This window comes from Marinobacter shunpengi, assembly GCF_045449715.1.
Taxonomy (GTDB): domain Bacteria; phylum Pseudomonadota; class Gammaproteobacteria; order Pseudomonadales; family Oleiphilaceae; genus Marinobacter.
Map to the genome: position 1 here is coordinate 212,892 of NZ_JBJJLA010000017.1, position 13,552 is coordinate 226,443.

15 protein-coding genes are annotated in these 13,552 nt (G+C 61.9%); 8 read left to right on the forward strand and 7 right to left on the reverse strand.

Annotation, left to right across the window (positions count from 1 at the left end; all coding sequences use genetic code 11):
* Nucleotides 1-58: 58 nt before the first annotated feature.
* On the forward strand, nt 59-1,441 hold the full coding sequence (astB, locus tag ACJO3T_RS11530; protein ID WP_406978525.1) for an N-succinylarginine dihydrolase: 1,383 nt from the start codon (nt 59-61) through the stop codon (nt 1,439-1,441).
* A gap of 31 nt (nt 1,442-1,472) precedes the next feature.
* Here astB and astE read toward each other — a convergent pair whose 3' ends face one another.
* The 5 genes from astE to ACJO3T_RS11555 form a co-directional block, all read right to left on the reverse strand.
* The gene (gene astE, locus ACJO3T_RS11535; protein ID WP_406978526.1) at nt 1,473-2,492 is read right to left on the reverse strand and encodes a succinylglutamate desuccinylase; all 1,020 of its coding nucleotides are present in this window, start codon (nt 2,490-2,492) and stop codon (nt 1,473-1,475) included.
* A 3-nt stretch (nt 2,493-2,495) separates the two neighbouring features.
* Nucleotides 2,496-3,218, reverse strand: a complete 723-nt coding sequence (locus ACJO3T_RS11540; protein ID WP_406978527.1) for an ABC transporter permease — start codon at nt 3,216-3,218, stop codon at nt 2,496-2,498.
* A gap of 1 nt (nt 3,219) precedes the next feature.
* On the reverse strand, nt 3,220-3,927 hold the full coding sequence (locus ACJO3T_RS11545; protein WP_406978528.1) for an ABC transporter permease: 708 nt from the start codon (nt 3,925-3,927) through the stop codon (nt 3,220-3,222).
* 84 nt (nt 3,928-4,011) lie between these two features.
* A complete protein-coding gene (locus tag ACJO3T_RS11550; RefSeq protein WP_406978529.1) occupies nt 4,012-4,767 on the reverse strand; it encodes a transporter substrate-binding domain-containing protein in 756 nt (251 codons plus the stop codon).
* A gap of 57 nt (nt 4,768-4,824) precedes the next feature.
* Nucleotides 4,825-5,595: an ABC transporter ATP-binding protein gene (locus ACJO3T_RS11555; protein WP_406978530.1), complete on the reverse strand. Its 771-nt coding sequence runs from the start codon at nt 5,593-5,595 to the stop codon at nt 4,825-4,827.
* A 223-nt stretch (nt 5,596-5,818) separates the two neighbouring features.
* Here ACJO3T_RS11555 and ACJO3T_RS11560 point away from each other — a divergent pair, with 223 nt between their 5' ends.
* From ACJO3T_RS11560 to ACJO3T_RS11585, 6 genes are all read left to right on the forward strand, one after another.
* Nucleotides 5,819-7,354: an FAD-linked oxidase C-terminal domain-containing protein gene (locus tag ACJO3T_RS11560; protein ID WP_406978531.1), complete on the forward strand. Its 1,536-nt coding sequence runs from the start codon at nt 5,819-5,821 to the stop codon at nt 7,352-7,354.
* Entirely contained in the window at nt 7,347-8,423 is a 1,077-nt protein-coding gene (gene glcE, locus ACJO3T_RS11565) for a glycolate oxidase subunit GlcE (RefSeq protein WP_406978532.1), read from the forward strand. The genes ACJO3T_RS11560 and glcE overlap by 8 nt, the downstream gene beginning before the upstream one ends.
* 1 nt (nt 8,424) lies before the next feature.
* Complete coding sequence (gene glcF / locus ACJO3T_RS11570; protein WP_406963793.1) at nt 8,425-9,651, forward strand: glycolate oxidase subunit GlcF; 1,227 nt, start codon at nt 8,425-8,427, stop codon at nt 9,649-9,651.
* Between the two features lie 91 nt (nt 9,652-9,742).
* Entirely contained in the window at nt 9,743-10,048 is a 306-nt protein-coding gene (locus ACJO3T_RS11575) for an ElaB/YgaM/YqjD family protein (RefSeq protein WP_406963794.1), read from the forward strand.
* 2 nt (nt 10,049-10,050) lie between these two features.
* On the forward strand, nt 10,051-10,554 hold the full coding sequence (locus ACJO3T_RS11580; RefSeq protein ID WP_406963795.1) for a hypothetical protein: 504 nt from the start codon (nt 10,051-10,053) through the stop codon (nt 10,552-10,554).
* A gap of 510 nt (nt 10,555-11,064) precedes the next feature.
* Nucleotides 11,065-11,484: a DUF4124 domain-containing protein gene (locus ACJO3T_RS11585; protein WP_406963796.1), complete on the forward strand. Its 420-nt coding sequence runs from the start codon at nt 11,065-11,067 to the stop codon at nt 11,482-11,484.
* Nucleotides 11,485-11,491: 7 nt separating this feature from the next.
* On the opposite strand, the gene ACJO3T_RS11590 is transcribed toward ACJO3T_RS11585, so the two are convergent.
* Both ACJO3T_RS11590 and rhtB read right to left on the reverse strand, forming a co-directional pair.
* Nucleotides 11,492-12,583, reverse strand: coding sequence for an alpha/beta hydrolase fold domain-containing protein (locus tag ACJO3T_RS11590; protein ID WP_406978533.1), 1,092 nt, complete (start codon nt 12,581-12,583; stop codon nt 11,492-11,494).
* Between the two features lie 106 nt (nt 12,584-12,689).
* Nucleotides 12,690-13,310, reverse strand: a complete 621-nt coding sequence (gene rhtB / locus ACJO3T_RS11595; protein WP_406963798.1) for a homoserine/homoserine lactone efflux protein — start codon at nt 13,308-13,310, stop codon at nt 12,690-12,692.
* A gap of 71 nt (nt 13,311-13,381) precedes the next feature.
* Here rhtB and ACJO3T_RS11600 point away from each other — a divergent pair, with 71 nt between their 5' ends.
* On the forward strand, nt 13,382-13,537 hold the full coding sequence (locus tag ACJO3T_RS11600; RefSeq protein ID WP_328190315.1) for a hypothetical protein: 156 nt from the start codon (nt 13,382-13,384) through the stop codon (nt 13,535-13,537).
* Nucleotides 13,538-13,552 lie beyond the last annotated feature (15 nt).

Genomic DNA, 13,552 nt, shown 5'->3' on the forward strand with positions numbered 1-13,552 from the left:
AGCGAAGTACCAGTCCATCTATGAGAGCCTCAAAAGCTTTCTGAAAAGTGAGCCATCTATGGATACCTATAATCCGCGAAACGGCGGCAAATCTAACCCAGGCCCCTGCCGCGAGCTGAACCTGGACGGCCTCGTTGGCCCCACCCACAACTATGCGGGGCTGGCTCGGGGCAACCTGGCCTCCAGTTCCAATGCCAACCAGGTATCCAGCCCGCAGGAGGCGGCGTTGCAAGGGCTGGCGAAGATGAAGGCGCTGGCGGACAAGGGGCTGTTGCAAGGCGTGCTGCCGCCCCAGGAACGCCCCCATATGCCGACGCTGAGGCGACTGGGATTCACAGGGACAGAGGAAAAAATCCTGGCCCGGGTCAGTCAGGAATCGCCGGAACTGCTGTCGGCAGTCAGTTCCGCCTCGTCCATGTGGACGGCCAATGCGGCCACCGTCTCGCCAGCGGCGGATACAGTGGACCACCGGGTGCATTTTACGCCGGCGAACCTGGCGTCGAGTTTCCATCGGTCGTTGGAAGCCAGTGAGACGGGGCGAATCCTGCGGTCGATTTTTACCGACGACGCCTGGTTTGCCCATCATCCGTCATTACCGCCAGTGTCCCAGTTTGGCGATGAGGGCGCGGCCAACCATACCCGGTTGTGTCCATCCCACGGAAAGCCCGGGGTCGAACTTTTTGTCTACGGGCAGATGGCCTTCGACAGCCGGGCGGCCATGCCCCAGCGATTCCCGGCCCGGCAGACTCTTGAGGCCTCGCGGGCGGTGGCCCGGTTGCATGGGCTGAAGCCGGAGCGGGTCGTGTTCGCCCAGCAGAATCCGGCGGCCATCGATGCCGGCGTGTTCCACAATGACGTCATCGCGGTGGGCAACGAGAACCTGCTGTTCTATCACGAACTGGCGTTCCTGAACGAGGAGCCGCTATTGGCGGAGCTGCGGGAGAAGCTGGGCAACACGCCACTGGAGACCCTGCGGGTGGCGTCGGACCAGGTGCCGCTGGAGGATGCGGTGGCCTCCTACCTGTTCAACAGCCAGTTGCTGTCAGTGGACGGCGGCATGTTGCTGGTGGTGCCCGGGGAATGTCGGGAGGTGACGTCCGTCAGCCGCTACCTGGATGAGGTGCTGGCGGGGGACAATGCGATCAGGGCCATTGAGACTTTCGACCTGCGCCAGTCCATGCGCAACGGCGGCGGCCCGGCCTGCCTGCGCCTGCGGGTGGCTCTGGACGACGATGCGGTGGCGGCCATGAACCAGGGCGTATTGCTCACGGACGAGCTCTACGAACGCCTGGTGGCCTGGGTGCAGGGCCACTACCGGGAGGAGTTGCTTCCAGAGGACCTGGCGGATCCGTCGCTGCTGCAGGAAAGTCGCCATGCGCTGGATGAGCTAACGGGGATTCTCGGGCTGGGGTCGATCTATGATTTCCAGCACGAAGTATAGTACCGCTTGCCTGGGGGCTGAGGCTTCTTGGTCACTCTCCGAAACGTTGCCGGACCATCAGCCCAACACGATGCCCCACCGGAACCTTCGGATTAGGAAAGATAATGGCCTCCGGTTCGGGGCCGACCCGATACTCGGTGGTATCGTCCTCCCAGATCAGGGTCCCCGGCGGGTACTCGGTAAAATTGGCCACATCATCGGCAATATGGAACCGGAAATGCTCGCCAGTGTTCAGGATTTCGTGAACCACCTCAAAGGTTTCGGGTAGCTGGTCCGTGGCGATATCGGGGGCTGGTTGAGCCTGAACCAGTCGGATCAGGGCCTTCTCCAATTTCGCTATTGTCTGCGGATCATTCTGCCCGAACGGGTGTACCTTCCCCAGCTCAAGGGTAAAGCTTTCCGCCCCCAGGCTTTCCGACGTGAAGGAAGAAAACGTCGTCGCCGTCTGGTGCTGGAGCAACAGCGTGCCAATACCTGCCTCCGTCAGGAAGGCCAGTTCCGTCCCCGGTACCTGCCGCCCTTCCACGAACGGATAGAGGGCAAACTTCTCCCGCCGGGACGGGCGGATGGCCGTGTGCAGGTCGTAGTGGCGCAGTGGGCCAGGGTGCCGGTCCCGGAAGGCCTGGCAGGTGGCTTCCAGTTGGGCGGCGCGTCGGGTTTCGTAGCCGTCCGGGTAGTCCTTCCAGGCCCCCTGGAAAAGCCGGTTCAGGTTGTGCTCGACGAAGCGCTGCGCCGCCACCATGGCGGGCGGGTTGCCGAGCATGAATAACAGTGGGATACGGGGCCGGAGGACGCCGGTGGTGATGTTGTCCACCAGCCGGTTCAGCAACTCGATGGGGGCGGTTTCGTTACCATGGACGCCGGCGGACAGCAGCAGGGCAGGTGCGCCATTGACTGGCTGACCTGGCTCGAACTGAAGCAGCCCCGTACCTTGCCGAACCAGCCTGCCGCCGGGCAGGATGGTGCTCGCTTCGGCGCAGGAGTGATCAACCGTGGCGAGGGTATGGGCCAGCCAGTCAGGCTGGCCGTCAAACAATACCCCCCGCTCCATGGGTCAGCCCCCCGCCGGTCTCTGGTGCCTAAGCAAGTGGTTCTCCAGCTTGCGGAAGGCAAACACCAGCAGGAAGGTCAGCGCCATATAGATCAGCGCCACTGCGATAAAGGCATCGAAGGGGGCATAAAAGCGGGAGTAGATGTTTCGCGCCGCGCCGGTCAGGTCAACAATGGTGACCACGCTGGCGATGGCACTGGCGTGGAGCATGAAGATTACTTCGTTGGAATAGGCCTGCACCGCGCGACGGGCCGCGCTGGGCAGGACGATACGGCGCAGCCGCAAGAACCATGACATGCCATAGGCTTTGGCCGCCTCGATTTCACCCTGGGGCGTGGCGGCGATGGCGCCACGGAAGATTTCCGTGGTGTAGGCCGCCGTGTTCAGGGTGAATGCCAGCAGTGCCGGGTAGAAGGGTTCCCGGAAGATGTCCCACCAGAAGGTGTCCTGGATGCCGGGAATCTGCGCCAGGCCATAGTAGATGATGTAGAGCTGGATCAGCAGCGGTGTGCCACGGAACAGGTAGGTGTAGATCCATACCGGCCCGGACACCCACCAGCGGGGGCTGTTACGAAGGATGGCCAGGGGGATGGCCATGGCCAGGCCGATGACCAGGGACAGGAACACGAGCTGGACTGTACTCACCAGGCCCTGCCAGTATTCCAGCAGAGTCATGGCAGTGAAGATCTCGTTCTGGTCCAGCCAGGCGGTGATGAACTCCGGCATGTCAGCTCTCCCCCTGGACAACGCCGACGTTGGCCCGCCGGTTGAGCCACTTGATGAAAAGTTCGGAAACCGCCGTCAGGGCCAGGTAGACTGCCGCCACCGGAATAAAGAACAGGAACGGCGAGCGCTCGGCCTTGGCGGCCTCTTCCGCGACCCGCACCATATCGGTGAGCCCGATGATGGACACCAGGGCGGTGGTTTTGAGCAGTACCTGCCAGTTATTGCCGATGCCCGGGAGGGCGTGGCGCATCATCTGCGGCACCATTACCCGGCGGAAAGTGTGCCATTGAGTGAATCCATAGGCCCGGGCGGCTTCTATCTGCCCCGTTTCCACCGCCAGGAAGGCTCCGCGGAAGGTCTCCGCCATGTAGGCCCCGAAGATCAGGCCGATGGTCAGGGTGCCGGAGATAAAAGGGTCGAACTGGAAGAACCAGTCAATGTCGTACTGCTTGTAGAGCCAGTCGGAGAGGTTGTTGACCATGACCTGACCGCCGTAATAGAGCAGCAGCATCATGACCAGGTCGGGGACCCCACGGACAATGGTGGTATAGACGGTGGCAATGGTCCTGGCGACACGGCTGGCGGACAGTTTGGCAGCAGCTCCGGTCAGCCCCAGGAACAGGGCCAGGAGTAGGGACAACAGGGCCAGTTCGACAGTGACAACGGCGCCCTCGGCGAGTTGGGGGCCGTAGCCTTTCAGATCAATCATGCAGGGAATCCAGGTATCGGAGGCCGGTCAGGTATCTGTGGCATGGTCGACAACAGATACCCGGGCCCGGCCGCCGCAGATGGCTTACATCTTGATGTCGTAGTTGAAGTATTTCTCCATGATGGCGTCGTAGGTGCCATCGTTCTTCAGCGTGTCCAGGGCGGCATTGATCTTCTCGGCCAGTTCCCGGTCACGCTTGCGCATGGCAACGCCAACGCCTTCGCCCAGTTTGACCGGCTCACCCACTTCCTTGAAGCCGTCCTTGCTAAGGACGGTCTGCTCGCCCACCGGGTAGTCCACGAAGACCACGTCCAGGCGCTGGCCTTCCAGGTCCAGGACCATGTCATCGGCGGTGGTGTAACGTTTGATGGTCACCACGCCACCCAGGTTTTCAGTGACGTAGGTGTCCATGGTGGTGCCGCGCTGAACGCCCACGGTCTTGCCTTCCATCGCGGACTTGTCGGTCACGTCGGTGTCGAAGTCTTCAGGGGCGAACCAGCCACCCGGGGTGTTGTAGTAGGGCTCGGAGAACAGCACCCGCTCGGCACGCTCCGGGGTGATGGACATGGAGGACATGATGGCGTCGAACTTACGCGCCAGCAGCCCCGGGATCATGCCGTCCCACGCCTGGATGACGAACTCGCAGTTGGCGTTCATCTCCTCACACATGGCTTCCGCCAGTTCCACTTCAAAGCCGGTCAGGTTGCCGTCGTCATCGCGGTACTCAAAGGGCTCGTAGGGCACATCGAAAGCGATGCGAATGGTTTCCCCGTCCTGGGCCAGTGTCGTGCCGGCCATCATGGCCAGGGCGCATCCCGCTGCAACAATCAGTTTTTTCATTTGAGTTTCTCCAGTGTGTTGCGATTTCTGGGGGTTGTCGGATGACAATTCTCAGGATCAGAACCGGGGCGCAAGGAATTGCTGTATGCGCTCCGAATCCGGGTGGTCGAAGACTTTTTCAGGGGTTCCCTGTTCTTCGATCACACCCTGATGCAAAAACAGGACCTGGGAGGACACGTCCCGGGCGAAAGCCATCTCGTGGGTGACCACGATCATGGTGCGACCTTCGTCAGCCAGACCCTGCATGACTTTCAAAACCTCTCCCACCAGTTCAGGATCGAGGGCGGATGTCGGTTCGTCAAACAGCATCACCTCCGGCTCCATGGCCAGGGCGCGGGCAATGGCCGCCCGCTGCTGCTGCCCGCCGGACATCTGGGCGGGGTAATAGTCCTTGCGCTCATAGATCCCGACCTTTTCAAGATAGGCCTCGGCGCGCTCGATTGCCTCCTTTTTGGGCACTTTGAGCACATGGACCGGCGCTTCAATCACGTTTTCCAGCACGGTCATGTGGGACCAGAGGTTGAACCCCTGGAAGACCATGGAAAGCCGTGCACGGACCTGCTCAACCTGCCTGTTGTCCGCCGGTATCCGCTCACCCTTGCGGTTCGTTTTGAAGCGGATTGGGTCACCGTGCACGATAATGTCGCCGGAGGTTGGTGTTTCCAGCAGGTTGATACAGCGCAGGAAGGTACTCTTGCCGGAGCCCGAACTGCCGATCATGGAGACCACATCGCCCTTGCGGGTTTCCAGGGACACGCCCTTGAGAACCTCGTTCTGGTCAAAGGTTTTGTGGATATCCCTGCAGATCAGGGGGGCGTTGTCCGCCATGGCCATACTCCGGCTGTTGATGACAATGCTGTGATGCCTGAAAAATACACGAATTGGCCGGCATCATGAACCGATATGTTTCAGAAGGCGCACTTTTTACGGATTGCGGCGCACAAAATCAATAGTCCCCGAGCGATTGGATCCACCAAAGTCTGGTGGTACTCGGTGGTCGGCTTTCCTATGATGGAAACACATAATGTAGAGAGTGATAACAGGCCTCAAAATGTCAGCGGTAAAACAACAAGATGGGCTGGCCGGCAGCGATAGTCCCCTGGACGGTCGGACCGAGTTCCCGCCGGTGGACCGTCACGCCCTGGCGGAAAAGTTCCGGCGATTCCTGAAGCCGGATTCGGTGATCACCGACGACGAGACCATTCGCCCCTACGAATGCGACGGTCTCTCCATGTACTGTGAAATGCCGCAAATGGTGTTGCTGCCTGAGACGGTGGAGCAGGTGCAGCAGATCATGCGCCTGTGCCACGCCGAGGAAGTGCCGGTGGTGGCCCGTGGCGCCGGCACCGGGCTCAGCGCCGGGGCCATGCCCCATGCCGGCGGTGTGGTGTTGTCGCTGGCAAAATTCGACCGCATCCTGTCGATTGACCCCGCCGCCCGGTCCGCCAGGCTGCAGCCGGGTGTCCGCAACCTGGCCATCAGTGAGGCTGCCGCAAAACATGGCCTCTACTACGGCCCTGACCCGTCCTCCCAGATTGCCTGCACCATCGGGGGCAATGTGGCGGAGAATTCCGGCGGTGTGCACTGCCTGAAATATGGCCTGACCGTTCACAACCTGCTGAGTGTCGAGGTGGTCACCGCCGAGGGCGATCGGGTGACTATCGGCAGCGACGGCTACGACAGTTGCGGTATGGACCTGCTCGCCCTGGTGACCGGGTCGGAAGGGCTGCTGGGCATTGTCACGGAGGTGCAGGTGAAACTCCTGCCCAAGCCGGAAGTGGCCCAGGTGGTCATGTCGGGGTTCGATTCCGTCCAGCAGGCCGGCGACGCGGTGGCGGGCATCATCGGCCGGGGTATTATTCCCGGCGGCCTGGAAATGATGGACGGCTTCGCGATCCAGGCGGCGGAGGATTTCGCCCATGCCGGTTACCCTACGGACGCGCAGGCGCTGTTGCTGTGTGAGGTGGACGGCACCCGCGAGGAAGTCCAGGATCATATCCATCAGGCGGAGGACCTGTTCCGGGAGCTGGGCGCCACCTCCGTCCGCACCTCGGGCAGTGAAGCCGAACGGGCGCTGCTCTGGAAGGGGCGCAAATCCGCTTTCCCGGCGGTGGGCCGGATCTCCCCGGACTACTACTGCATGGACGGCACCATTCCCCGCAGCCAACTGGCCCATGTGCTCACCGAGATGCAGAAACTGTCCGGACATTATGGCCTGCGGGTGGCCAACGTCTTCCATGCCGGCGACGGCAACCTGCACCCCCTGATCCTGTTCGATGCCAACGTGCCCGGCGAGTTCGAGCGCACCGAGGCTTTCGGGGGCGATATCCTCAACCTCTGCGTGGAGGTGGGGGGCAGCATTACCGGTGAGCACGGTGTGGGCATGGAGAAGATCCGCCAGATGCCCAACCAGTTCGGCAACCTGGAGGTCAGCCAGTTCCATGGCATCAAGCAGGCCTTCGACACCAGGGGCATCCTCAATCCGGGCAAGGGTGTGCCCACGCTGAGGCAGTGCCAGGAATACCGGGCGATTGGCCCGTTACAGACGCCTGCTGCGACGGGTGAAGGGAGTGCAGACCATGGGTGATATCAGTACACAGTTGCAGGAACAGGTGCGCCAGGCGGTTGCCAGCCGGACGCCGCTGGCTATCACCGGCGGTGGCAGCAAGCCTTTCCTGGGGCGCGGCCTGCACGGTGAGCCCCTGAACATTGGCGACCACACCGGTATTGTCAGCTACGAACCCGTGGAACTGGTGCTGACGGTGCGGGCCGGTACCCGTATCACCGACATTGAAACCGCGTTGGCGGAACACGGTCAGCGTCTTGCGTTCGAGCCACCCCGGTTTGGCGACGCGGACACCATTGGCGGCGTGCTGGCGGCCAACCTGTCCGGCCCTGGCCGTCCGTGGCAGGGATCGGTTCGTGACCATGTACTGGGGCTGCGGTTGATCAATGGTCGTGGTGAGCACCTCAGGTTCGGGGGGCAGGTGATGAAGAATGTGGCCGGTTATGACGCGTCCCGGCTTCAGGCCGGCGCCCTGGGCACGCTGGGGGTGATCACCGAAGTGTCACTGAAAGTGTTGCCAAAGCCGGCTGTGGAGCAGACGCTGGTGCAGGAAATGGAAGAACCGCAAGCCATCGCCCTGATGAACCGGCTTGCCGGCCAGGCCAAGCCTCTGTCCGCCGCCTGCTGGTTCGAGGGCAGTCTGTATCTCCGGCTATCCGGATCACAACCCGCTGTTGAGGCGACCGCTGAAGCCTGGCGGGCAGACAGCGTGGGGCAGATGGAAAGTCTGGAAAATGGCGATGAGTTCTGGCGCCAGCTTCGCGACCAGCGGTTGTCCTTCTTTGACGGTGATCGTCCCCTGTGGCGATTCTCGGTGAATCCGACCGCCGTTATGGAGGATATCGACACAGATGCCCTGATCGACTGGGGCGGGGCACAGCGCTGGGGCCGCCAGGACGAGACCTTGTCCGCCATGGCCGAACGGGCTGGTCGTGCGGGTGGGCAGGCATCGCTGTTCCGCCACGGCGACCGCACGGGTGAAGTGATGCATCCACAACCCGCGCCCTTGCGAGCAATTCAGCAGCGACTGAAAGCTGCTTTCGATCCCCATGGGATTTTCAATCCCGGACATCTGTACAGCTGGGTTTAGTATGCAGACCAACCTCGTTCAGGAATTCGCCAACAAGCCGGAAGGCCAGGAAGCCGAGGACATCCTCCGTAGCTGCGTCCATTGTGGCTTCTGCACCGCCACCTGTCCCACCTATCAGGAACTGGGGGACGAGCGGGACGGCCCCCGGGGCCGGATCTACCTGATGAAGATGTTCCTGGAAGGGCAGGAAACCACGGAACGGACCCGCGAGCACCTGGACCGGTGCCTGAGCTGCCGGTCCTGCGAGACCACCTGCCCGTCGGGCGTGCAATATGGCCGCCTGCTGGATATCAGCCGGGGGTTTATGGAGGAACGCCTGGAGCGGCCACGGCATGAGAAATGGCTACGCTGGGGGCTGACCCGGGTGCTCCCCAGCCGCCGGTTGTTCGGCAGCCTGCTGCGACTGGGGCAAATCGCCCGTCCGCTGGTGCCGGAACCCTTGCGCAGCAAGATTCCGCCGAAGAAAACCGCGCATGCCTGGCCTGTAGGCACCCATGATCGCAAGGTGCTGGCTCTGGCCGGTTGTGTCCAGCCCTCGGCAACGCCCAACACCAATGCAGCGGCTGCCCGAGTACTGGACCGTCTGGGCATTACCCTGATGGAGGCGCCGCAGGCGGGCTGCTGCGGTGCGGTGAACTATCACCTGGGTGACCATGAAGACGGCCTCGATCACATGCGGCGCAATATCGATGCCTGGTGGCCCGCCATCGAGAACGGTGCGGAGGCGATCGTTATGACCGCGTCCGGTTGTGGTGCCATGGTCCAGGATTACGGGCACCTGCTGAAGGGTGATCCGGCCTACGCCGACAGGGCGCGCAGGGTCAGCGAGCTGACCATGGACCTGGGGGCCTTTCTGCTGCAACAGGACCTTGGCCCCCTGCAGCGCTCCGGTGCCAGGGGCAAGGTGGCATTCCATTGTCCCTGTACCCTGCAACATGCCATGAAACAGGGGGGCGTTGTGGAGGAGGTGCTGGAGAAGGCCGGTGTGGAACTTGCGACCACCACGGACAGGCATCTCTGTTGCGGTTCCGCTGGCACCTATTCCGTGTTGCAGCCGGAACTGAGCCAGCGCCTGCTCATCAATAAGCTGCAGGCGCTGACGGTGGAGCAGCCCGATGAGATTGTGACGGCCAATGTGGGCTGCCAACTCCATCTGGAAACCCGGTCAACGGTGCCAGTACGCCACTGGATCGAGTTGCTTGATCGGGGGCCATCGATAAACCAGTGACATTTCGGCAATGTCTGCATGGGCCACAGGCTCTGTGCTACCTTGAGAGAGCTAGACCTGAATATCCATTGGTCCAACCAAGGAGGCTACTATGGAAGCCCAATCCCAGGATGCGAAGAAGCAGAACGCCGAGTACGAACAGGTCAAGGCTGACCTGAAGGCGCTCAGGGAGGATTTTGCCAAGCTCAGCCGTAGCGTTGCCGATGGTCAGAAAGACAGTTTCAACAGTTTCCGCGAAGAGTTGCGTCGGGAAGGACAGGAGGCGTTGAACTCAGCCCGTGGAGCCGGTGAGAAGGCGATTCACGACGTTGAGGAGCGTATCACCCAGCGCCCGTTCCTTACTGTACTGATCCTGTTCCTGGCAGGCCTTGTGGTCGGCAAGTTGCTAGACCGGTAACCATGCTGTCAAAACAGGAAATGGAAGGGCTGGCACGTAAGGCGGTCGCCGCCCTGGTCGGGGTGTTGTTAACCGTTGCCCTGTTGTCCGCCCTGCTGATTGCCGGGCTGGTGCTGCTGCTGTGGGCTACCACGGCGGGGCTCAGCCCGCTAGTCGGTCAGGCGGGGGCGTTGGCCATTTCCGGTGGGCTCTGTTTCCTGTTGCTGGGGCTGTTTTTCTGGCGCCTGCTCAGTGCCCGGGCGACCTCGGGCAGCGGTGGCGAGCCGGGCCTTTCCCTTCGTGATCGGCTGGAAAACACCATCCGCGAAAACCCCCTGGAAGCCGCTCTGGGCGCCTTTGCCCTCGGTATTTTCGGTCAGGCGGATGCCCGCTTCCGGGCCATGGTGCTGCAGAGCGGCATGGCGTTTATGAGGCAGGCCAGGGCGGACAGCCGCTCAGGCAGTCAGGAAGATAATGCCGCCAACGATGAAGCAGGCGAGGGCGAATCCGTGGGCGGCGAGCCCTAGTGTCCCTTAACATAAGTTCGCAGAGTTTCAGCGTGCCATACAAAGCCCCTGGCGAGGCGCGGCTCGCCGGGAATGGTGCGTCCCTTGGCAATAGAGCCACTATTCCCGGCGGAACGCGCCTTGTAGTACTGTCTGACACAGCCCCTGAAATGCTGCGAACTTATGTTAAGGGACACCAGAGTGTCAGCCGGACAGCAGGCCGGCATAGGCGCAATAGAGGAATGCTCCGGACCCCGTAAGGATCATCAGCCAGGCCGGGATAACCATATCGCTACGCTTGACAGTCTTCATGGACTTATCTCTTTTTTTGTTGTTGATATTTATCAATAGACCAGCATAGATCAAAAATCCCGTAACGGGCAGGCAATCCATCCCCGCCGTGGGTGCATGTGTTTATAATGTGAACAGTGTCGCCCGTTTCCCGAGGTGTGGATAATAGGATGGTTGTCGCTGGATGCGACTTTCCCAACCGACCAATAAGGATGTTGCATGAAGCCAGGATGGCTCCCGATGCTGTGTATCACAGTGTCTCCCCTCTCAGTCTATTCCCACGACGCCTGCGCTGACGGTATCCATACCTGGACCGATGAACACGGGGTAACTCATTTCTCGGACCAGGCCCCGGCCCACGGCCAGAGCCGGCAGCTGGAACTGGACCAGCCGGTCCTGGTGCCCATGAAGGAGAATCTGGACGCGGCCTCCGCCATTGATGAGACGGTCGCCACTTCCCCCTCCAGCAGGCGGGGTGAATTCGACGGGGGGCGAGAGGCCGCTGACCGGCAGCGCCGACAGTGTGAGCAGTACCGGCAGGAACTGGATAATATCCAGAGCCGGCTACGGGCCGGTTATGGCAATGCCGAGGGGAACCGGCTCCGGGCCAGGCGCCGGGTGCTCAGTGGTCGCCTGGGGCGTGAGTGCATCCTTGGGTAATGGTGGATCAGGGTTGCTCTGAAGTCCCCGTGGTCTGGATGCCAGGATAGAAGGTGGACCGGTGGGGATTGCCGTCGTCGGGAAACAGTATCCTGTCCACGAAATTGAGACTCTTCGACATTATCTCTTTTGTCCCGATACGCGGGTCCTGGTGGCGGGCATTGATCAATAGATCCAGGGTGGCCGTGGACCGGCCGGTTGCGGCATTGACCCGAATCGCCATACGGGCGGACTGTTCAAAGGGTGCCCAGCGGTCGTTGGTGCCGTGGAGCAGCAGGATGGGCGGGAAATTCTCATGCACCCGGGCCACCGGGCTGGCCTCCAGGGCCAGTTCGCTCTGGTAGGCGGGATACCCCATTAGCCGGTCCGCCGCTGTACGACCCTGTTCCCCCATGGTGGTGATATCGGATACGCCGGACCAGGAAACAACGCCCTGCACCTCCGGGGAGGCATCACCATAACCCATGTCCGGGTCCTGGGCGGCGGAATCCCCGTTGGTGGCGGCCAGCATCTGGGCCAGGTGTCCGCCGGCGCCGCTGCCCATAACAACGATGCGCTCGGCATCCAGTTGGTACTGGTCGGCGTTGGCGCGGAGGAAACGAATGGCGGCCTTGGCATCGTGGAGCTGGGCGGGCCACTGGGCCTTATCCGCCAGGCGGTAACCCACATCCACTACGGCATAGCCCTGGTAGATGGCCCAGTAGGCGGGAGCGTTGGCGGCGGACTGTCTGCTTCCGGTCGCCCAGTCGCCACCGTGGAAATGCACGATAAACCGGTAGGGCGGCTCGCCTTCAAACGGGTAGGTGATGTTGAGCCGCTGACGAGGGCTGTCCCCGCCGATGGCGTAGGGTACGTCCTGCTCGACTTTCCAGAACTGCTCCAGGTCGATGAGTCCCTCATCCCGGGCTGGTGATGGGGGCTGAGCGCCGTTGGTCTGCCGGTTGGCCATGCGGTTCAGCGCCTGGCGGAAATCGGCCAGCAGTTCCGGCGAGGCCTCACCGGATACGGTCACGTCCACCGGCGGTATCCCCCTGGCAAAGACGGGGCTGGTGGGACCGGCGATCACCAGGAGGGCAATGAGTATCGTCCTGAACGTCAAGTGTGGCTCCTGTCTGATAGGGTCTGACGGATGGCTGGCGCACGGAGGGAATCCGTGCCGGGGCAAGGATAATCATTCTTCTAGCCGGCGTCACCCCGGTTGTCGCTCAGGCGCGCCGGAAGCTTGCCAGGGCAACAGCGGCCACCACGAACAGGCCGCCAAACACCTGGTTCATGCGTTTCTGGCGCCGGGGTGTGGTCATGAAGCGGAACAGCTGGCTGGCAAGCAGGGCATAGCCAAGCATCACCATGCAATCCACGATGATCAGCGTAATGCCCATGGTGGCAAGTTGTGGCGCATGGGGGGCTTCCGCCACCAGGAACTGGGGAAACAGGGCGATCAGGAACACCGTGGCCTTGGGGTTGGTCAGGTTTACGACCGTCGCCCGCCAGAAACGGCGACCATCGCTGACCTCCGCCTGTCCGTCGGAAGAATGCGCCACCGCCGGTTCGCGCCATTTCTGTATGCCCAGCCAGACCAGATAGGCCACCCCAAGCCACTTGATGACCGACAGGGCGATGTTGGATGAGGCAATCACGGCCCCCAGCCCGGCACCCACCAGCAGTATCTGGGCGCCATAGCCCAGTTGCAGGCCCAGGATCGCGGGCATGGACCGGCGTACACCGTACTGCAGCCCGTTGCTCATGGTGTTGACGGCCCCGGCGCCGGGGGACACGGATATGAGGATGGCGGCCACCACAAAGGTCAGCCAGACAGAGAGTGACATTGCTTATGCTCACCTGAAATTCCGGATGCTATAATCCGCCGCGTAACTCACACGCCAGCAAGGAGATTGTCATGGCTAAACGACGGGCAAGGCCCACCAATCATAGCGCGGTCCAGCGTGACCTGAGAACACCCAAGTTCCAGATGCGGGTGGTAGAGGACAAGACCAAGTACAAGCGCAGTCGCGACAACAGGGTCAGGTCAGAGGACTTCCGCAAGGCTGCCTGAGGCGTCCTTACGAAA